The organism is Pseudomonas sp. NPDC086278, from assembly GCF_050280905.1.
Taxonomy (GTDB): domain Bacteria; phylum Pseudomonadota; class Gammaproteobacteria; order Pseudomonadales; family Pseudomonadaceae; genus Aquipseudomonas.
In genome coordinates, this window is the sequence record NZ_JBNNWE010000040.1 from 1 (window position 1) to 19,715 (window position 19,715).

Below are 19,715 nucleotides of genomic sequence, written 5' to 3' on the forward strand. Positions count from 1 at the left end.
TGTCGGACGGCTCTATAACGTATGTAGGAGCTTTCCGCATTTCAAAATATCGCTGCAACCACTACAAAGCGATCACAGGGGGTGATTGATTAGCCCTGGCTTGAGAAAACACCGGACAGCAAAACGCCCGACCTGCGCAAGTCACAGAGGCCGGGCGTTTGCGTTGAAGCGGGCGGTGTTACTCGGTCGGCGCCTCGCCAACGATTTTGCTCATCACGAAGCTGACAAACTCTTCCACGGTCATTTTCTGGCCATTGAATTCCACCTGATTGTTGGCGTAGTGCAGCTTGGTGACGATGTTGTTGCCGTCAGCCTTGGCGAACTGGGTGCCCACTGCCATTGCGCCGAACATGTCCGCTGTTGCCGTCGCCTGGTCGGCAATGAGTTTGGCATCGGTCTGACCGTCGATCTGCGATTGCACGGTGAACACGTCCACCAACATCGGCTTGGACACTTTCAGATTGAAATCCAGCAGCGCGATCAGTTGCTTGACCAGTTGATCGGGCGGCAGGTCCATGTTTTGCGGTTTGGTCAGGTCGAGCACCAGGTTAGCGGTACTTTCACCGTTGGCAGTGTTGAGCGAGAGGTTCTCCAGCGCCACTTGCGGGCCGGCGGCCAGGAGTTTTTCCAGGCCGGTCTTGACCTGGGCTTCTTCGGCCGGGGTCAGCACCAGCTCCGGTGCAGGCTGACCGGCAGCCGTCGCTTCGGCGGCGGCTTTCTCGTAGGGCTGCAGTTTGGTCTGGTAAATCTGCATCAGCGACATGGTCGCCGGAATGTCGAGGTTCTTCAGGCTCATGGCCAGCTGCGCGGCGCCGATGGTCTTGCCGTTAAAGGACAGCTCGCCGACCTTGTAATCGGCACGCCCGGAGGCGCTGGTGCCGGTTTCTTCGGTCTGGTTCTTCATTTCGAATTTGTTGACGCCCAGCACCGATTGCTTGGCGCCGAAGGTGGTTTTGCTGCTGGTCAGCTCAAGGGTGTTGTCGCCGGTGTAGTAGCCATAGGTGCTTTTGACCAGGTTGCTGGCCATGGTCAGGCCATTTAGCTCGACCTTCACCGGTGTCTGGTCTTCAGCCACCGTGGTTAACACCAGACTGTCCATATAGCCGTCGGCTTTGACTTTCTGCGCCTGGGCGCTGGCGGCAACATCGAGGTTCAGGCCGGAAAATTTCAGGTTGGACTTGTCGTCCAGCGCCACGTCCAGCGGCAGCAATTCGAGCGTGCCGTTGGTGGAGTTGTCGTAGCCGATGTTGACCACGCCGGTCAGCGGCGATTTGTCTTTGGCGGCGGCGAACCACTTCTCGGTGAGAGGCGTTCTTTCCAGTTCGTAGTGACTGGTGGCCATGACTGGCAGCAATTTCAGCGACATCAGGCGCGAGAACGGCAGCGGGCCGTGTTCGATGTGGTCGACGAACAGCAATTCGACCGGGGTTTCGCCAAACATTTCGCCTTCGCCCTTGAGGCGATAGTGCGCGGTGCTGCTGAACACATGACGTTCCAGCGACACCAGTTCCAGCGACGCGGTGCCGTTGGAGCCGACCAGCGCGGCTTGCAGTTCTTTGTTGGCGTCGGCGATCGAGGTGTTCAACACGCCTTCGATTTTGGTGCCGGTGTACCAGGCACCACCGGCGCTGATTGCACCGATGGCAACGACGATTCCAAGAAGCACGCCTGCTGATTTATTCATGAATGACCCGATCAATGTCCGTTGTTTGAGTGTGTCTTCCCTGACCCATGACGGGTTACGGGCACGACTTCGCTGAAAGTGCGATGGAGATTAGCACCGGGCGCACCGGGCGGCCCAATGATTAAAGGTTAAAGAGTGTCTATGGACCGCTGGCGGGGGTTGAGAGTTTCGGCGTTCACGAAAATCGCCATCGCCAGCAGGCTCGCGCGCACCGGGTCTTGTGATCGACACATAACCCATGTGGGAGCGAGCTCGCTCGCGATGGCGACAGTCCTGCAAACGCAGATCAGGAATACTGCACGTCCATCTCATCCAGTTGATGATCGAAACTTTTCAGCCGCGCTGTCCACGTGTACACCAGCACCTCGAAATCGCGATTGATCACCGCCCCGCCCGTCACCTCCGCACGCGGATCGCAGAAGTCCAGTTGATAGCGTTCGCGCGCCATGGCGCACGCGACGTCGGAGAGTTCACGGGCATTGTTGAGCCAGTGCCAGTCCTCATCGGAGACCTGTTTGTCCAGCTCCAGGCATTGTTTTTTAAGGGTCTCGAGGCTTTTTTCCAGCGGGGTGCCGGTGAGTTCGCCCATGACTTCCTGGAACGTGCGCCCCGGTTGCCAGTAGCTGCCCCAGAAATACCGGTCGAACACGGTTTCGACCCGGCGCAGCGCGACCTTGGTGTCCCAGATCAGTACGCGGGTCTTACCTTGTTCGAATTGTCTTTTTTTGATGCGCTGGCCCTGAACGGAAGCCCAGGCCACCACCACGATTGCCATGACGGCAATCAGCGCGGACGCGCTGTCGAGGAACACCAGCGCCTTGTCGATTTGATGCGCCAGCATGATGCCGTAGAAATAAGTGGCCGACAGCAACACCAATGCCGAGATGGCGCACCAGAAGCCGGGAGCATAAGGGTTTTTCATTATTTTTAATCCCCATGACCAACGCGAGCCTTGATCAGTGGACTGGCGTGGCTCGTGGCGCGTCAGCCCAACAGATCAAAGCATAGCAACGGCCTCAGGGTTTGCTGGCGTTCTTGGCTTGCGTTCGTCCGCTTTCCCAGCCGCCGCCCAGTGCGAGGAACAAATCGATCTGGCTCATCGCAACCTGGGTGTTGGCAGAGGCCAGTTGCGCCCGTACGTCGGTGTAGGTGCGGGTGGCTTGCAGGTCGGCGAGAAACGAGGCGCGACCGGCGGTGAAGAAGCGGTGTGTCTGGTCGGCCGCCAGTTGCGCCGATTGTTCGGCGTCGGCCAATGCATCGCGGCGTTGCAGCAGCGCGGAGTATTGGGCGAGGCCGGTCTGGGTCTCGCGGATGGCGTTGAGCACCACGCCATCGAAATGCGCCAGCGCGCCCTGGGTCGTCGCCTCGGCTTCGCGGATGCGGGCGCGAGAGCCGTTGGACGGCACGGTCCAGCTCAGCAACGGGCCGAAGCCCCAGCGATTGGTCGCCGGTTGCCCGAGGTTTTCCAGCAGGCCGACGGTGCCGACGGTCGCGCCAATGCTGATGTCGGGGTACAACTCGCCGGTGGCGATGCCGATGCCAGCGGTGGCGGCGGCTAACCGGCGCTCGGCCTGACGCACGTCCGGCCGGCGTTTGAGCAGCGTCGCACCGTCACCGACCGGCAACAATTGCGCGATCTTCGGCAGCTCGGCGCAGGTCGCGGTGCCGGCAGGCAACTGTTCGACCGGTCTGGCCAGCAGCATCGACAAGCGGAACAACCCGGCCTGACGCGCCGCTTCATAGCGCGGCATGTCGGCGCGCAACGATTTGAATTGGGTTTGCGAACGGGTGACCTGGGTTTCATCGCCACGCCCGGCGTCGCGCAAGCGCTGGATCAGCGTGGTGCCTTGGGCTTGCAGGTCGAGGGAGTGCTGGGCGATTTCCCGCTCTTCGTTGGCCGCGCAGACTTGGGTGTAAGCCCGGACCACATCGGCCACCAGGGTAATGCGCGCGGTGTCGGCGGCGGCTTGAGTGGCGTCGGCATTGGCTTTTGCCGCTTCGATGCCGCGTTGCAAGGTGCCAAACAGGTCGAATTGATAGGAGGTGGTAATGCCGACGTCGCCGACGTTGGCCACCGGCACTTTCTCCGTCAGCAAGAACGCTTCGCCGGATTCCTGCAAACGTTGGGCGCCGAGCTTCACGCCGCCACTCCAGCCGCCAGCGGCTTGCGCCTCATCGACCTGCGCGCGAGCACGGGACAGGCTCGCCGCCGCCACGCGCAAATCGGTGTTGGAAGCCATGGCTTGCTGCACCAACTGGTCCAGACGCGGGTCTTGATACAGTCGCCACCAATCGCCGGGCACCGGCGCCGAGACGACGTCTTTGTCGTTCGCCGCCAGGTTGCCCTGAAAATCGTCACGGTGAACGGCGGCCTCTTCGGGCAAGTGATAATCCGGCCCGACCACCTGACACGCCGACAGCAGCAGGCCTAACCCGGCCACCGCCAAAGCCGAGGCTTTGCTCATTTCGCCGGCTCCTCGGTGGTGTCTTTGTCGTCGATGATCGAGACCGTGGCGGTGCGCCCGGCAATCATGCGGAAATCTTCCGGCACGTCGTCGAAGGCGATCCGCACTGGAATCCGCTGCGCCAGCCGCACCCAGCTGAACGCTGGATTGACGTTAGGCAACAGGTTGCTGCCGCTGCTGCGGTCGCGGTCTTCGATGCCGGCGACGATGCTTTCGACATGGCCACGCAGGCGCGCACGGTCGCCGATCACGCGGATATCGACCGACTGACCGATGTGAATGCCGTCCAGTTTGGTCTCTTCGAAATAGCCATCGATGTGGAAGGAATTGCTGTCCACCACCGCCAACACCGGGCGCCCAGCGGTGACGAACTCCTGCGCGCGCGGCGCCCGGTCGTTGATGTAGCCATCGACCGGGCTGCGGATGGTCGAGCGGTCGAGGTTGAGCTGCGCGCTGTCCACCGCCACTTGTGCTTCCATCAACGCCACTTCGGCGCGGGCCACTTTGGATTGGCTCTCCTCCAGTTGCTCGCCCGGCACCAGATTGCCCAGGCCACGGTTGCGCTTGGCCTCACGTTGGGCCTGCGCCAGGGTTTCCTGACGATCCGCGACCGCCGCCTTGGCTTGGCGCAGGGCCAGTTTGAAACGGTCCTGATCGATGCTGAACAGCACCTGGCCGCGTTTTACCAGTTGGTTGTCGCGCACGTCCACTTGCTGGATCAGCCCGGACACGTCCGGCGCGATCTGCACGATGTCGGCACGGATGTGCCCGTCACGGGTCCAGGGCGCGAACATGTAATACATCACCATGCGCCAGACCACGACCACGGCGAAGGTCACGATCAGCAGCGTCAGGACCACGCGACCGAGGGTCAAAAAAGGTTTTTTCATGTCATCAGGTATCGACTGAGTGAGTCCACGGCGCCGAGCAGCAAGGCGTAGAGAGCCACGTTAAACAATGCCCGGTGCCAGACCAGACGGTAAAAGTGCAGGCGCGTCAGCACCCCGTGCACCAACAGGTAAATCCCATAGGTAATGCCCATCAGCACCAGCAGCGTGGGCAGGAACACCCCGCTGACGTCCAGATCACCGATCATAAAGGCGCTCCATTGGGCAACGGTTCTTCGAGGTCAGCGGTGCCGACAAATTCAACGCCGGGCAGCAAGGCCAGGCGCAGACCGCTCAAGGCGTGCAGCAAATGTAGACGCGCGCCGTCGTCGCACTCGCGGTTCAGCGCGCGGCGCGCGCGGTCCATGGTCATCAACAGCGGGCTCGGCGCCGGCAGACGTTCACCGGCCTTGAGGCAGGCCTTGAAATACTCGCCAACCTCGGCCACCACTTGATGCAGCAACGTTCGCGGCAAACCGACGACGCGCGGCGTGTAAGCGAGCAGGTCGAGCAGATTCAGCGCGACCCGCACTTCGCGCAAGGCGATGCCGGTGTCTTGCCCGGTGATGGCCAGACGCGGCAAATGCTGCATCAGGCGATCAAGCATCTGCACGCCCAACTGCCGGTGCTCGGCCAGCGTTGCCGGTTCGGTGAGGCTGACGATGTCGCGCCAGCTGAAACGGGTCAGGCGCTTGGCCGCCAGTTCCGCACCGAACGGGCGGGCGATCAGGGTCCAGACGAAGGCAAACAACAAGCCGATCGGTCCTGCCAGGTTGGAGTTGGCGAAGCTGAGGAAATCGGCGTCGTAGGCGCCCTGAATGCTGATAAACGACGAGGTGTTCACCAGCGTCAGCAGCATCCCGAGGTAAAACTGCGGCTTGACCGTCAGCGTGCCGATGCAAATAAACGGCACGGCAAACGCCAGCACCAGCATCGGAAAGTCATGCAGGTTGGGCAGCACCAGAAACAGATACAGACTGGCGAACAGCACCGACATCGCCGTCCAGAAAAAGAACCGGAAAATCTGCGGCGCCGGGTCATCCATCGAGGCGAAGAAGCTGCACGCCACCGCCGCCAGAATCACCGCCCCGCCGCCATCGGTCCAGCCGAGCAAAATCCACAGCACCGAGGCGACAATGATCGCGAGGACGGTGGACGCCGCCGAATAGAGCATCAGCCCACGGTCGAGAAACGGTGTCAGCCGACCGAGGCGCCAGTGCCGATACACCGCGCGCCAGTTGTCCTGGCTTTCGCACTGAATCGCGGCTTGCAGGCTGCGACAGTCTTGCCACAAATCGATCCACTCGCCGAGGCGATACAGGGCGTTGGAAAACAGCAACTGCCTGCGATCATCCAGCGCTTCGGCACTTGGCTGCAGGGCTTCGAGCTGAGCTTTCAACGTTTGCCAGCGCTCAAGATCAGCCTCTTTATGCGCCAGCCATTCGGTGGTCGCGGCCAGCAGTGGCGCGAACTTATCCACAAGCTCGGGGGTGCGGCGTTCGAGGGCATACAGCGCGTCGTCGAGGGCATCGATCACCGGCAGCAAGTGGATCATCCGCCCGCGCAATTCCTTGGTGTTGCGCACCGTTTGCGGCCGCGAGCCTTCGTGGGGCAACTGGCCGATCATCAGTTCCAGGCCATTGAACGTCGCGACCATCGTCGACCGCAGGGTGCTGACTTCTTCCGGCTGCACGTTGCGCGTGAGAAAGCGCAGGCTGTAGGTCGAGGCGTCGGCGAACCATTTATTCACCGCATCGTTGAATACCGGCGCCAGCCGCCGAGGCCAGAACATGGCGCCAACCACCGCCGCCACGGCGATGCCGAGGAAGATTTCCTCCGTGCGCGCTTCCGCGATGTCCCACACCGCCAACGGGTTATCCAACACTGGCAAAGCAATCAACGGCAGGGTGTAACCGGCCAGCATCAAGGCGTAACTGTTGGCGGTGCGCAGGTGCAAGGACAGGAACAGCAACGTCCCGGTCCATAACGCGACGATCACCACCAGCACATACGGGCTCTGCACAAACATCGGCACGAAAAAAACCGCCGCCGCCGCACCGAGAAACGTGCCTACCGCGCGGTACAACGCCTTGGAACTGGTGGGGCCGACAAACGGGCTGGAGACGATGTACACCGTGGCCATCGCCCAATAAGGTCGAGGCATTTGCATGAGCATGGCGATGTACAACGCGATCATCGACGCCGCAAACGTGCGCACCCCGTAGAACCAGTCCCGAGCAGGGGGAACACCCGCGAAAAATCCGCTCAAGGGTTCACCACCGAAGGGGCGTTGGCCGCTTCAAACGCTCTGAGAACACGCAGCGTGGCTTCCAGATCACTCCGGTCGATCCCTTCAAGCACTTCATTGCGCAGGCGCACCAACTCGATCTCGACCGCTTGCACCAACTCGCGACCGGTGTCGGTCAGGCTCAGGCATTTGGCGCGGCGGTCATGGGGATCTTCAGTCCGGCGAACGTAGCCGGAATGACAGAGCTGATCGAGCAGACGCACCAACGACGGGCTCTCCATCCCCGCCGCCTGCGCCACCGTCACCTGCCGCACACCCTCGCCCAGGCGCCCGATCATCAACAACGGCACGGCGCAGGCTTCGGAAATCCCATAATTGACCAGCGTCGTCTGGCAGATCTTCCGCCAATGCCGGGCGGCCACCACCATGGCGCTGCTGATGTTCATCTGGAGAAGATCGAGGTTTTTAGGCACGAAGGACAGACACACTGTTAGTTTGCTAACTATCAATATGGCATTCGAGGGGAAAGTTGGTCAAGTTTTGAAACAATTCGATTCGGGCAGCATCGAGTTACGATTTAAGGCAACGCTGGCTCACGCTTGTCAGGATTCAAGCCTATAGGTCCGGTGATGCGTGCCTGCGTGAGCGAGCACCGCGCGTCGCGTCGACATCTGTCGAGTCAATAGTTTGTACTGACGACGTATATACTTCTTCATCACGTCAGCCGAGGATGAAGACCATGTCAAAACAAGCTGTCTTTACGATGAAACTTGAACCGGAATTGCGCGAGCAGTTCATGGCCGAAGCCGAAGCGTCTCATCGCCCTGCTTCCCAAATAGTTCGGGACATGATGCGTCAATTCGTTCAAAAGCAGAGGGAAGCGCGAGAGTACGAAGCGTTCTTACAACGCAAAGTCGACCACGCACGTATTTCTGTGGGCGCTGGCGATGGACTATCAAATGATGAAGTCGAAGCACAATTTGCTGCCAGGCGTGCGCAGGTAATTCAGCAAGGATGAAAATAATCTGGACGCCCGCAGCAGCACAGGATCGTGCAGACATCTGGGATTACCTGCATACCGTCAACCCGAAAGCCGCCCTGGACATGGACAACAGATTCAGCGAAGCGATATCCCGCATTTCCCAATTCCCTGAAATCGGTCCTATCGGTATCACTGCAGGTACTCGCGAACTGATTCCTCATCAAAGTTATCGTCTGGTTTATCAGCTGGAAAGAGATGCGATCTGGGTACTCGCGCTGGTTCACACGTCACGACAATGGCCTCTGGAAAGCTGACTTCTTTACACCCCCCGCCCCTTCCTCAGCAGCACATTCAACTGATCCACCACCTCCGCCCAATCCGCGTCATCCAGAATCTCGTCACGCAAAAATGCCGCCTGGCTCTCGGACCAGAAAAACGCGTCCGCCAAGTGCAGCTCAGGCTTGAGCGGTGAGTGAGTGGCGATGAATTGGTCGATGCTGACCGGGTCGTGATCAAGGCCCAGTTGTTTGAACAGCGACGGCAGGCTGTGGGTTGGGGATTCCATGGTGGCTCCTGGTTGGCTGAAAGATTATTCGCGAGCAAGTCGAGTAGTCGCAGAACTAATGACTCAACTCACACACCTCGGCATGCGGCACCATTTTCAGAAACTCGGGCATGCTCATGTGCAGCAGATTGTGGTGGTTGCCGGCCTCCAGGTAGATGTCTTTCTGCCGGGTCAGCAACGGGTCGATGACCATGTCCAGCCCATAGGATTCGCCCAATGCCGGCACCGCGCCGCGTTCGCAATCATTGAACAGCTGCGCCAGGGTGCTTTCCCGGGTGATTTGCCATTCGCCGCTGCCGCGCACTTTGCTCAGGTCCAGGTGACGGCTCGCCGGCAGCACGGCCATCAGGTAATGACCGTGGTGGTCGTCGAGGATCACCGATTTGGCCACCCGTTCGGCAGGAATGCCCGCGACCCGCGCCGTTTCAAGGCTGCTGGCCGAGTGAGGGTGGGTGACGATGTCATATTCGCAGTGCGCCTTGTCCAGGCTGCTCTGCACGGTTCTCGCCATACGCATGATGCACCTCGGTGTCCGCGCTGACGTGCGGCGGACGTGGTTAAACCTCTTCGCTCCCTTGAAAGTCTAGGCCCGCTGGCGCATTGCGCGCGGGAAATCTGCCCGCCGGAACCGCAGCGCCAATTGATCAAAATTCATACACCCGCAAGCTCAACTAGACTGTACACAGCGCCATCAAGGACGCTTGCGGAGGATCACGTGAACACCCGTTGTTGTGCCGTTGCGCTGCTGTTGCTCATGAGCGGATCAGTTTTCGCAGTGGACTCCGTTGTCCTGCCCGGCCCCAATCCCGCCGGGATCTGGCTGATCACGTTCGGCATCGCGTTCTTGATCGCCGAGGCGGCACTGCCCAATTACGGCGTGATCGGGCTCGGCGGGATTGTGATGTTCGTGATCGGCGCGGTGATTTTGACCAACACTGAGGTGCCGGTGCCGTTGATGATCGGCCTCGGAACGATCAGCGCGCTGTTGCTGATTTTCCTGGTGATCCGCGCCCTGAAAACCCGTCCACGACACACCGTCAGTGGCGATGCCGGGTTGCTAGGCAGCGTGACGCCGGTGATGTCGCTGCTGCCTGGCAATGCCTGCAACGGCTGGGTGCACCTGCAAGGGGAGCGCTGGCAGGTTGTGAGCACGACACCGCTGCACCCCGGCCAACACGTGCGTGTGGTGGCGCGCAAAGGTTTACTGCTGCAAGTAGCCGCGGCTGACGCGGCGCCGGTTGGAGAATAACCATGGGCCTGCAACTGGGTTTTGCCGCACTGCTGCTGTTGGTGATTGCGCTGGCGGGATCGACCTTTCGCATCCTGCGCGAATACGAACGCGGGGTGGTGTTCCAGCTCGGGCGCTTCTGGCAGGTCAAAGGCCCCGGCCTGATCTTGCTGATTCCGGTGGTCCAGCAAATGGTCCGCGTCGATCTGCGCACCATCGTCCTCGACGTGCCGCCACAAGACGTGATCACCCGCGACAACGTCTCGGTCAAGGTCAACGCGGTGTTGTATTTCCGCGTGCTCGACCCGCAGAAGGCAATCATTCAAGTCGAAGATTTCCTCATGGCCACCAGCCAATTGGCGCAAACCACCTTGCGCGCGGTGCTCGGCAAACATGAACTCGATGAACTGCTGGCCGAACGCGAACGGCTGAACATCGACATCCAGCAAGTGCTCGACGCACAGACCGATGCCTGGGGCATCAAAGTCGCCAACGTCGAAATCAAGCACGTCGACCTCAACGAGTCGATGGTTCGCGCCATCGCCAAACAGGCCGAAGCCGAGCGTGAACGTCGGGCCAAGGTGATTCACGCCGAAGGTGAGTTGCAGGCCTCGGAAAAACTCATGCAAGCCGCCGAGATGCTCGGGCGTCAACCGGGCGCCATGCAGTTGCGCTACATGCAGACGCTCAGTTCGATTGCCGGGGATAAAAGTTCGACGATCGTCTTTCCGCTGCCGATCGAATTGCTCAAGGGGATGGCGGATCTGTCGGCGAAGCCGTGAGCACCAGACGCGCTTTGACATTGCCGGCGGTTTTTTCCGCGACCGCCCGCCACGCCTGCGGGAGCGGTGCGAATTCATCGGGCTGGTCCGCCGTGTCGATCAGCCAGAAGCGCCCGGTGCCCGGCGGTAAATCCGTCAGGTGGTCGACGTAAATGTCCGGCGTCACCAACGTGCCGAAACCATAGGCATTGGGCCGGCTGCTGCTACCGTCAGGTCGCGGCGGCGTGTACAGCAACGGCGGCGATCCGGTGCGGTTGTAATAGACGTAACTCAAGTACCAGAGCAAGTCGCTGGTGATGATCCGGTCACCCGCCACGAAATGCTGGTTCACGTAATCGACGGTCACGCTGATCTGGTCGTTGGCATCCACCGTGGCGTTGATTTTCAGGCCGACCACCTCGACTCCGGCGAACAGCAGCAACACGCTCAAGGCCAACGCCCTGGAAGTGTCATAGAGGCGGTCGACGGCCAGCGCCACCACCAGCGGCAGGCCCAAGGCGTACGCGGTGAGATAGCGCTCGATGAACACCGGGGAAATGAACGACACCGCAAACAACAACACCAGCGGCACCACGGTGTAGATCGACAGCAACGCCGCGCCACGACACGCGCTGCGGTCGCGCAGCAACGCCACGATCATCAGCGCCAGCAAGCCCAGCGGCAACGCCACGAACAACGGCCCAGGCACTGTGCCGCCGTCGTCCTGCACCATGAAATTCCAGGTCATCTCCGGCACTGAGCCGAGCGTCACGGCGGGCTCCCAGCCCACATCGCCATTGGCTTTCAATTGATCCATGTGTTGAATCAGCCCGAGCAGGCTGGGCAACCAGGGCAGAAACAACACCACGATGCCGGCATTGGCCAACCACCAGGCGCGATGGTTGATCTGGCGCATTGACGAGCCGGGTTGCAGGCGCAGCAGCAACAGGTACAGCCAATGGCACAGCACGCATAACGCGGTGAAATAGTGGGTATAGAACGCCGCGCTCATCAACAGCGCGTACACCGCCAGATAACGCAGCCGTTGCGGTTGCCGGACCCAATAGACCAGCGCGATCGTCGCGCCCAGCAACCACAGGCCCAGCAGCGAATACATCCGTACTTCCTGGCTGTAGCGCACGGCGGTCGGCAGCAGCGCCAGCAACACGCCGGCTATCCAGGCAGCACGCTGATTGGCCAGCAAACGCACCAGCCACATGCCGAGCCCGACGGCAGCGATGCCGGGTAATGCACTGAGCAGGCGAATAGACAGCAGACCGTCGCCGAACCACTCGATCCAGCCGTGCAGCAGCATGAAGTACAGCGGCGGGTGCACATCGCGGCCGGCATGCAGCCAGATGTCGGCGAGGGAGTACTGGCTCAACAGCAGACTGGAGCCTTCGTCGCCCCAGATCGAGGAAGCGGTCAGGTCATAAAACCGGGTCAGAGCGGCCAGCCCCAGTATCAACAGCCAGCCGTATTTGCCGATCCAGCGCTGTGCCTTTATCACCAACCTCTTCACCTGCGGGATTTGAGTAGTGTGCTAACTGTAGGCCAACGGGTGCCGCGACGTCGACGGCTCAGTCAGCGCTGCGCCGCCAGCGGATACACCGACTCCCATCCGCCGCCGAGCGCCTTGTACAAACCAACCATCGCCAAGGACACCCCGGTCGAACTCTCGACCAGTTGCTCCTGCGTCGCCAACAAAGCGCCTTGCACAGTCAGCACGTTGACGAAGTCCACCACGCCTTCCACGTATTGCTGCTGCGCGGTGCGCAAGGCGATCTGGTTCTGGCGTACGGCTTCGGCGAGGCTGTCGCGGCGCAATTGACTGGCGTTGTAGGCCGTCAGTTGATCGTCGATTTCATGCCAGGCGCGCAACACGGTCTGCTGATAACCGATGGCGGCTTCCTGCTGCTGCGCTTCGCGCAAATTCAACACACCGCGAAGGCGACCACCGTCGAATAGCGGCAAGCTGAATTGCGGGCCGATGCCGAACGAACGCGAGCCCCACGAGCCGAAATCGCTCAGTTGCATGGCTTGCGAGCCGAGGTTGCCCGACAGCGTAATGCGCGGATAGAAATCACCTTTGGCCACGCCGATGTTGGCGGTAGCGGCGTGCAGACGGGCTTCGGCCTGACGGATGTCCGGGCGGCGCTCAGCCAGTTGCGACGGCAGGCCGATGGCGACCTGACGCGGGGTTTGGGGTACCGGCGCGTCGGTGGATAACTCGGCGAACAGCGCTTGCGGCGGTTCGCCCATCAACAGGCTCAAGGCGTTGATCAGTTGCGATTGACGCTGCTCCAGCGCCGGCAGGCGCGACTCGATTGCGGCGACCTGAGCGGCAGCTTCCGCCACGTCCAGGTCGGTGGCGACCCCGTCAGCCAGGCGCAACTGCGACAGCTTCAGGCTGTGGCGCGCGACGTCGAGGTTTTGCTCGGTGACCGCCCGAGTGCTTTGCACGCCGCGCAGTTGAATGTAGTCCTGCGCGGTTTCGGCCTGCACTGAAACCAGCACGCCGCGACGGTCGTTTTCGGCGACTTCAAGGGTCGCGTCGGCGGCTTCGGTTTCGCGGCGCACGCGGCCCCAGAAATCCAGCTCCCAGGAGGCGGAGAAACCGGCATCCCACAGGTTGAACGCGGAGTCGCCGTTTTTCCCGGACGGATCGCTCAGGCCTGCGCCGCTGTTGCGTTCACGCCCATAGCTGCCGGTGGCGGCGGTGTGAGGATAACGGTCGGCGGTAATGACCTGGCGCGAGGCGCGGCTTTGTTGCAGGCGGCTGCTGGCGAGCTTGAGGTCGAGGTTGTCGGTAAGGGCGCGCTGGGTCAGGGCCGAGAGCTTCGGGTCGTTGAACACTTCCCACCAGCGCTCGTTCATTTCGGCGGTGATCGCTTGGCTGGCGGCGGGTTTTACCGGTTTCGACCATTCGGCGACTTGTTCGGCCTGGGGTTTCTGGAAGTCCGGGCCGACGGTGCAGGCGGTGAGGCTCAACACCAGCAATGAACAAAAGGTGAGTTGAGGCCAGCGGCCTCTTCGCGAGCAAGCCCGCTCCCACAGGGGAACACCATGTGGATAAAAACTCTGTTCATCACACCCAGCCACTGTGGGAGCGGGCTTGCTCGCGAAGGCGCCAGCCCGGTCGACAAAACTTTTCATCGCTGAGCCACCTCATGCTTGTCGCCACCAGTGGTATCGATACTCGCCTCCACCGACATCCCCACACGCAACCGCTCGGCCAATGCCTGACCCGGCTCCAGCACGATCTTCACCGGAATCCGCTGCACCACCTTGGTGAAGTTGCCAGTGGCGTTGTCCGGTTTCACCGAGGCAAACGTCACACCGGTGGCTGGCGCGATGCTCTCGACGCGGCCGTACAACGCCTGGCCGCCGAGGCTGTCGACGCGTACTTGCACGCGCTGCCCCGGTTGCACGTCGGTCAGTTGGGTTTCCTGAAAATTGGCGACCACGTAAGCGTTGGCCAGCGGCACCACCGCGAGTATCTTGCTGCCCGGTGTCACGTAAGCGCCGACGCGAACCGCGCGCTCGCCAACCATCCCGTCCTGCGGCGCGACAATGCGCGTGTACGACAACTCGTAGCTGGCGATTTCCAGCGCCGCTTGTGCTCGCTTCAATCCACCTTCAGCCGCGTCACGCTGGGCGGTGAGAATGTCCACTTGCTTGCGCTCCGCCGCCAATACCGCCGTGGCGTTCGCCAGTTTTGCGGTGGCCTGATCGATGCGCGTGCGTGCTTGCTGCGCGTTTTGCACGGTGCCGGCGCCGACCCCGGCGAGATGGTCGTAGCGGTTCAGCTCATGTTCGGCGAACGCCGTTTCAGCCTTGGCCGACACCACCGTGGCTTGCGCCTGAGCGATCACCGACGTCTGACGCTCCAGGGTCGCCCGGGCGTTTTGCAACTGGGCCTTGGCCACCAGGGTTTCGGCGTCGGCCGCCTGAGCGGCGGCGCGCAGGTCACGGTCGTCAATCAACGCCAGCAGTTGCCCGGCCTTGACCTGCTGGTTGTCTTCCACCAGGACGTCCTTGATGAACCCCGCGACACGCGGCACCACCAGGGTGAAGTCCGCCGAGACAAAAGCATCGTTGGTTTTCTGCTGCGTGCGCTTGCCGAAAAGGCCGGGCACCAGCAAGACAATCAGCACGCCGACCGCTACCACCACGGCGACACCGACAGCCACTTTTTGCTTAATTTGAGTCGTCATAAAAAACCTTCAGTTTCAGTCAAGCGTTCAAGTAGGCGCGCGCGGTGGAAACATCCGCGTCGGCAGCCAGAAAATAAGCAGGATCAGCGTCAGGGCGATGCCGGCCATGCACAGATAAAGATCCGAGGCAGTCAGCACCACCGCCTGCTCATGCAGGCGATGGGCGAGACCCGCGCTGTCGCTGTCGGCCAGCGGCGAGTTACCCAGGCTGTCCACCAGCATCGTCGAGTGGAAATGCAGGCGCGCCGTGGTCAACGCCTCGATCACCCCGGTGGCGATCACCGCTGACAGGCCTTTCACCGTGTTGAACCAGGCCGAGGCGAACGGGCCTTCCATCGGCGAAATGCTGCCGGTCGCCAGCATCAACAGCGGCAACACCGCCATCGGTTGCCCGAAGATTTGCAGCAGTTGAAAGCCGTAGAAATCGTCGCGAATCCACGCCGAGGTCAGTTGCGAACCGCCGAGGCAGGACAGCGCCAACAGGCCCAGGCCAATGCCCAGCACCCAGCGGCAATCGACCCAACGCAAGTTGCACAACGCGGCCACCAACGGCAGCGCGATCAACTGCGGCAACGCCGCGAGCAACGTGATCGGCGCGGTTTGCACGGGACGATAGCCCTGCACCTGCGCCAGATAACTCGATGGAATGATGATCACCGCCAGCAAGATCACCAGCACCCCGGCGAGAGTCAGCAACGCGAACGATAGATTGCGGATGCCGAGCATCTGCATCTTGAAAAACGGAATCGGCTGCGACCATTCGTTGATCAAAAACAGCACCAGCAACAGCAGCCCGCCGCCGAGCAATCCGCAGATCAGGTCGGACTCGAACCAGTCCAGCCGATTGCCCTGCAGGATGCCGATCACCAACATGCAGATCGCCGGGAACCCCAGCAGCAGCCCGCGCCAATTGAATTGCTTGAAGCGCTCCAGGCGCACCGGGTCCTGGGGCAAACCGTAGGCCACGGCCACCAGGGCAATCAGGCACGGGCCGATGATTTGCCAGAAGGTCCACTGCCAGCCGACGTACTCCGTCCACAACCCGGCCAATGGCGTGCCAAGCCCCGGGCCGAACGTGGCGGTCAGCGCGTAACCGGCCAGGCCGTAGAGTTTGACGTTGGCGGGCAGGAAACGCAGGGCGACGGTCATCAGCATCGGCGGCAACGCGCCGCCGGCGAGGCCTTGCAGCGTACGCATCACCAGCAAGCTTTCGTAAGTCGGGGCGAACGGGCACAGCACGCCGAGCAGGGTGAACAGGCTGATGGCGTACAGCGTGAAGCGCCGCAGGGAAAACGTCACCGAGCACCACGGCGCGAACGCCGCGGCCGCCACCGACGTCGCGGCGTAACTGGCGACCAGCCAGGTGCCTTCGTCGTAGCCGATGGCGAACGCGCCGCGAATGTCGGCGAGCGCGACTTTGGTCACCATCTCGTTGAGGCCCGACACCAGCACGGCGAGCAACACGCCCACCAGACCGATGATGATCCGTGGGCCGAAGACCGGTGGCGTGACGGCGGCTGGGCTGAGCACGGCGAGCGGCGCCGTGACCGTGAGGGAAGTCATTACTGCTTGCTCCGGGGTTTAGATTCCGAAGCAGTTTAAGAAGGATGATGGCTGACGAAAATCAACTTATTGGCAGCTTATAAGTGCGCCAGACGCAGCAATGCAAACCATTTGGACACGCACCACCTTGTGGGAGCGGGCTTGCTGGCGAAGGCGGTGTGTCAGGCAACGCATGTGGTGAATGTCAGTCCGCCTTCGCGAGCAAGCCCGCTCCCACAGGGGGTTGGGGGGGGCGGCGGGGTCAGGTGGGTTGTGCGGCCTGCCAGGTTTCGTCGCAACACGCCTTGAGCGTTTCACGCAGCCAGCGGTGGGCCGGGTCGTTGTCGTAACGCGGGTGCCAGGCTTGCGTCAGCATCAGCGTCGGCAACGGGATCGGCAGCGTAAACGAGCGCAGCTTCAGCCCCAGGCGTCGCACGCTCAGCAGCGTTTCCTTGGGCACCGGCAAAATCAGGTTGGAATCGGGCAGCGCAAACATCGCGGCGTGGAAACTCGGCGCAATCACCGCGACGCGACGCTCCAGACCTAGCGCATTGAGCGCCGTGTCGATGGGGCCGCGCGCGATACCCCGACGGGACATGCTGATATGGGAAAAACCGGCGTAACGTTCAGCGGTAATCTCCTGCTCGAACAGCGGATGATCCTCGCGGACCAGACCGACGAAATGCGTGGAGAACAGGTTCTGCACCTTCACTTCAGGCATTGAAGGTCGATTGTTGCTGACGCTTAAATCGATGCGCCCTTCACGCAGCGCTTCGTCATCGCCATCACCCTCCGGCACAAAGCGCAACTCACAGTGCGGGGCCTGGCGCTCCATCGAGTCGAACAGCTTGCCGCCGTAAACGCCGACAAAAAAGTCATTGGCGCGGATGCTGAAGCGGCGGCGCAGCGAACCGAGGTCTACCGCGTCGGCCGAGCGAAACAGCAACGCCGCCTGCTCCACCACATCGCGCACCTGTTCGCGCAGCGCCAGTGCCTTAGGGGTCGGGACCAGTCCACGGCCCGCGCGAACCAAGATCGGATCGCCGATGGCCTCGCGAATCCGCGTCAACGTCCGGCTCATCGCCGCCGGGCTCAGATGCATCCGCCGCGCGGCACCGACCACACTGCCCTCGTCGAGCAAGGCGTCGAGGGCGACCAACAGGTTCATGTCCGGGAGCTGCATAGTGTGCACTCGTGTCTGATGGGGGTTGAGTCAGACGCAATGCTAGCAAACATTTCCTCAGGTGATGGGGTGGCTGTTGCGGCCCCTTCGCGAGCAAGCCCGCTCCCACAGGGGATCTTCAGTGAATGAAGATTTGTGCACCACCCGAAACCCTGTGGGAGCGGGCTTGCTCGCGAAGAGGCCAGCCGAAACACCACAGCACTTACCGCTGCATCCCCCAACGCTTCACGGTGACCCGCTCCAGCGTGTCAAACACCAGGTTCTCCACCAGCAACCCGATCAAAATCACCACCGCCAACCCGGCGAACACTTTATCGGTGTACAGCTCATTGCGGTTCTGGAAGATGTACCAGCCCAGTCCGCCCTTGCCGCTGGTCGCGCCAAACACCAACTCCGCTGCGATCAAGGTGCGCCAGGCAAACGCCCAGCCGATTTTCAGGCCGGCGAGAATCGACGGCAGCGCCGCCGGGATCAGGATGAACAGCACAAAGCGCATGCCCTTCAAGCCGTAATTGCGCCCGGCCATGCGCAGGGTTTCCGAGACCCCGAGAAACCCGGCGTAGGTATTGAGCGCCAGCGCCCACAGCACCGAATGCACCAGCACGAAAATCAGGCTGTTCTGACCCAGGCCAAACCACAGCAGCGCCAGCGGCAAAAGCGCAATGGCCGGCAGCGGGTTGAACATCGAGGTCAAGGTGCTCAACAGATCGCGACCGAACTGCGTCGAGACCGCCAGGGTGGTCAGGGCAAACGCCAGCACAATGCCGATCAAATAGCCCTTGAGCAGCACCACCAGCGAAATCCACACCTTGCCGAGCAATTCGCCGCTGAGCAGACCGTCATACAGAGCGATGCTGGTCTGGAAAAAACTCGGCAGCAGCAGGTCGTTGTTTTGAATTCGGGCGACCACCTCCCACAGCACCGCCAGCAGAATCAGGATCAGGCTTTTACGCAGCCAGGCCTGTTGCCACAGGCGCTGACCCAAGGGTAATTCCCGCTCCAGCGGCACGCTGGTCAACGGTTGCAGGACGGTTTCGAATTCTTCACGGGCGGATGATAACTGGCTCATCGGGCTCTCCTCTCAATGGCTCAATAAGCGATGCGAATGTCGGCGAAATCCAGCTCGCGCTCGGTTTCGGGCGACTGCCCTTCATCGAACAACAACCGGTGAATCCGCCGCGCCGACTCCTGGAACGCCACACCGCCGAGGCTGTGCAAATCGTATTGGTGGCTGTGGACTTCCGCCCGCACACGCCCTGGATGCGGCGACAGCAGCAGGATGCGATTGCCGACCACCAGCGCCTCTTCAATGGAGTGGGTGACGAACAGCAGCGTGAAGCGCACCTCCTCCCACAGCAGCAGCAATTCTTCCTGCATCTTGCGTCGGGTCAGGGCGTCGAGGGCGGCGAAGGGTTCGTCCATCAAGAGGATTTTCGGCTGCATCGCCAGCGCCCGGGCAATCGCCACCCGCGCCTTCATCCCGCCAGACAACGTGTGCGGGTACGCATCGGCAAACGCCGCCAGCCCGACCTTGTCCAGATAGTGCAGCGCGCGCTCTTCAGCCTCTTTGCGCTTGAGGGTTTTCGATGCCAGCAGCGGAAACATCACGTTCTGTTTGACGGTTTTCCACGGCGGCAGTTGATCGAATTCCTGGAACACCACGATCCGGTCCGGCCCTGGCGCATCAACCGTTTGCCCTTGCAGGCGAATCTCGCCTTCGACGGGCTGGATGAACCCGGCGACGGCCTTGAGCAACGTCGATTTGCCGCAACCGGACGGGCCGAGCAAGACGAAACGGTCCGCCGGATCGATTTCAAAGCTGACTTGATGGGTGGCCCGCACTACTCGCTGCGGCGTGCGGTATTCGAGGCTGACGTTGTCGACCGAGAGCAGCGCCTGGGCAGTCTCGCTTGGTTTGCTGGCCGTGTGGCCTTGCAAGGGGGCATTCATGTC

20 protein-coding genes are annotated in these 19,715 nt (G+C 61.6%); 4 read left to right on the forward strand and 16 right to left on the reverse strand.

The features are described 5' to 3' along the window. Positions 1 to 178 precede the first annotated feature (178 nt). The 7 genes from ACQKP4_RS14495 to ACQKP4_RS14525 all read right to left on the reverse strand — a co-directional run bounded on the left by ACQKP4_RS14495 (position 179) and on the right by ACQKP4_RS14525 (position 7,730). On the reverse strand, positions 179 to 1,684 hold the full coding sequence (locus ACQKP4_RS14495; protein ID WP_427634143.1) for a YdgA family protein: 1,506 nt from the start codon (positions 1,682 to 1,684) through the stop codon (positions 179 to 181). A 286-nt stretch (positions 1,685 to 1,970) separates the two neighbouring features. Then, positions 1,971 to 2,606 (reverse strand): NADH:ubiquinone oxidoreductase subunit N, encoded by a 636-nt coding sequence (locus ACQKP4_RS14500; protein ID WP_427634145.1) that lies wholly within the window; start codon positions 2,604 to 2,606, stop codon positions 1,971 to 1,973. Between the two features lie 94 nt (positions 2,607 to 2,700). Next, positions 2,701 to 4,149, reverse strand: a complete 1,449-nt coding sequence (locus ACQKP4_RS14505) for an efflux transporter outer membrane subunit (protein WP_427634147.1) — start codon at positions 4,147 to 4,149, stop codon at positions 2,701 to 2,703. After that, on the reverse strand, positions 4,146 to 5,039 hold the full coding sequence (locus tag ACQKP4_RS14510) for an efflux RND transporter periplasmic adaptor subunit (protein WP_427634148.1): 894 nt from the start codon (positions 5,037 to 5,039) through the stop codon (positions 4,146 to 4,148). The genes ACQKP4_RS14505 and ACQKP4_RS14510 overlap by 4 nt, the downstream gene beginning before the upstream one ends. Beyond that, a complete protein-coding gene (locus ACQKP4_RS14515) occupies positions 5,036 to 5,245 on the reverse strand; it encodes a DUF1656 domain-containing protein (RefSeq protein ID WP_427634150.1) in 210 nt (69 codons plus the stop codon). The genes ACQKP4_RS14510 and ACQKP4_RS14515 overlap by 4 nt, the downstream gene beginning before the upstream one ends. Continuing rightward, on the reverse strand, positions 5,242 to 7,305 hold the full coding sequence (locus tag ACQKP4_RS14520; RefSeq protein WP_427634152.1) for an FUSC family protein: 2,064 nt from the start codon (positions 7,303 to 7,305) through the stop codon (positions 5,242 to 5,244). Before ACQKP4_RS14520 ends, ACQKP4_RS14515 begins: the two co-directional genes overlap by 4 nt. After that, positions 7,302 to 7,730, reverse strand: coding sequence for a MarR family winged helix-turn-helix transcriptional regulator (locus ACQKP4_RS14525; protein ID WP_427634154.1), 429 nt, complete (start codon positions 7,728 to 7,730; stop codon positions 7,302 to 7,304). Before ACQKP4_RS14525 ends, ACQKP4_RS14520 begins: the two co-directional genes overlap by 4 nt. 293 nt (positions 7,731 to 8,023) lie before the next feature. On the opposite strand from ACQKP4_RS14525, the gene ACQKP4_RS14530 reads away from it, so the two are divergent. Both ACQKP4_RS14530 and ACQKP4_RS14535 read left to right on the forward strand, forming a co-directional pair. Beyond that, the gene (locus tag ACQKP4_RS14530; protein ID WP_427634155.1) at positions 8,024 to 8,302 is read left to right on the forward strand and encodes an antitoxin of toxin-antitoxin stability system; all 279 of its coding nucleotides are present in this window, start codon (positions 8,024 to 8,026) and stop codon (positions 8,300 to 8,302) included. After that, on the forward strand, positions 8,299 to 8,580 hold the full coding sequence (locus tag ACQKP4_RS14535; protein WP_427634157.1) for a type II toxin-antitoxin system RelE/ParE family toxin: 282 nt from the start codon (positions 8,299 to 8,301) through the stop codon (positions 8,578 to 8,580). The genes ACQKP4_RS14530 and ACQKP4_RS14535 overlap by 4 nt, the downstream gene beginning before the upstream one ends. Before the next feature lie 5 nt (positions 8,581 to 8,585). Here the strand turns inward: ACQKP4_RS14535 and ACQKP4_RS14540 are convergent, their stop codons facing one another. After that, on the reverse strand, positions 8,586 to 8,831 hold the full coding sequence (locus tag ACQKP4_RS14540) for a DUF2789 domain-containing protein (protein WP_427634158.1): 246 nt from the start codon (positions 8,829 to 8,831) through the stop codon (positions 8,586 to 8,588). A 55-nt stretch (positions 8,832 to 8,886) separates the two neighbouring features. Then, complete coding sequence (locus ACQKP4_RS14545) at positions 8,887 to 9,348, reverse strand: aminoacyl-tRNA deacylase (RefSeq protein ID WP_427634160.1); 462 nt, start codon at positions 9,346 to 9,348, stop codon at positions 8,887 to 8,889. A gap of 198 nt (positions 9,349 to 9,546) precedes the next feature. Here ACQKP4_RS14545 and ACQKP4_RS14550 point away from each other — a divergent pair, with 198 nt between their 5' ends. Both ACQKP4_RS14550 and ACQKP4_RS14555 read left to right on the forward strand, forming a co-directional pair. Continuing rightward, on the forward strand, positions 9,547 to 10,080 hold the full coding sequence (locus tag ACQKP4_RS14550; RefSeq protein WP_427634162.1) for an NfeD family protein: 534 nt from the start codon (positions 9,547 to 9,549) through the stop codon (positions 10,078 to 10,080). A gap of 2 nt (positions 10,081 to 10,082) precedes the next feature. Further along, a complete protein-coding gene (locus tag ACQKP4_RS14555; protein ID WP_427634164.1) occupies positions 10,083 to 10,841 on the forward strand; it encodes a slipin family protein in 759 nt (252 codons plus the stop codon). On the opposite strand, the gene ACQKP4_RS14560 is transcribed toward ACQKP4_RS14555, so the two are convergent. The 7 genes from ACQKP4_RS14560 to ACQKP4_RS14590 all read right to left on the reverse strand — a co-directional run bounded on the left by ACQKP4_RS14560 (position 10,807) and on the right by ACQKP4_RS14590 (position 19,712). After that, entirely contained in the window at positions 10,807 to 12,351 is a 1,545-nt protein-coding gene (locus tag ACQKP4_RS14560) for a glycosyltransferase family 39 protein (RefSeq protein ID WP_427634203.1), read from the reverse strand. The two genes, ACQKP4_RS14555 and ACQKP4_RS14560, sit on opposite strands and share 35 nt — an antisense overlap. 53 nt (positions 12,352 to 12,404) lie before the next feature. Next, positions 12,405 to 13,976: an efflux transporter outer membrane subunit gene (locus tag ACQKP4_RS14565; RefSeq protein ID WP_427634165.1), complete on the reverse strand. Its 1,572-nt coding sequence runs from the start codon at positions 13,974 to 13,976 to the stop codon at positions 12,405 to 12,407. Next, positions 13,973 to 15,037, reverse strand: coding sequence for an HlyD family secretion protein (locus ACQKP4_RS14570; protein ID WP_427634166.1), 1,065 nt, complete (start codon positions 15,035 to 15,037; stop codon positions 13,973 to 13,975). The genes ACQKP4_RS14565 and ACQKP4_RS14570 overlap by 4 nt, the downstream gene beginning before the upstream one ends. Before the next feature lie 27 nt (positions 15,038 to 15,064). Beyond that, positions 15,065 to 16,600, reverse strand: a complete 1,536-nt coding sequence (locus tag ACQKP4_RS14575; RefSeq protein WP_427634168.1) for an MFS transporter — start codon at positions 16,598 to 16,600, stop codon at positions 15,065 to 15,067. A 241-nt stretch (positions 16,601 to 16,841) separates the two neighbouring features. After that, positions 16,842 to 17,762, reverse strand: a complete 921-nt coding sequence (locus ACQKP4_RS14580) for a LysR family transcriptional regulator (protein ID WP_427634170.1) — start codon at positions 17,760 to 17,762, stop codon at positions 16,842 to 16,844. A 202-nt stretch (positions 17,763 to 17,964) separates the two neighbouring features. After that, the gene (locus ACQKP4_RS14585) at positions 17,965 to 18,831 is read right to left on the reverse strand and encodes an ABC transporter permease (RefSeq protein WP_427634172.1); all 867 of its coding nucleotides are present in this window, start codon (positions 18,829 to 18,831) and stop codon (positions 17,965 to 17,967) included. 20 nt (positions 18,832 to 18,851) lie between these two features. After that, entirely contained in the window at positions 18,852 to 19,712 is an 861-nt protein-coding gene (locus ACQKP4_RS14590) for an ABC transporter ATP-binding protein (RefSeq protein WP_427634173.1), read from the reverse strand. Between the last annotated feature and the right edge of the window lie 3 nt (positions 19,713 to 19,715).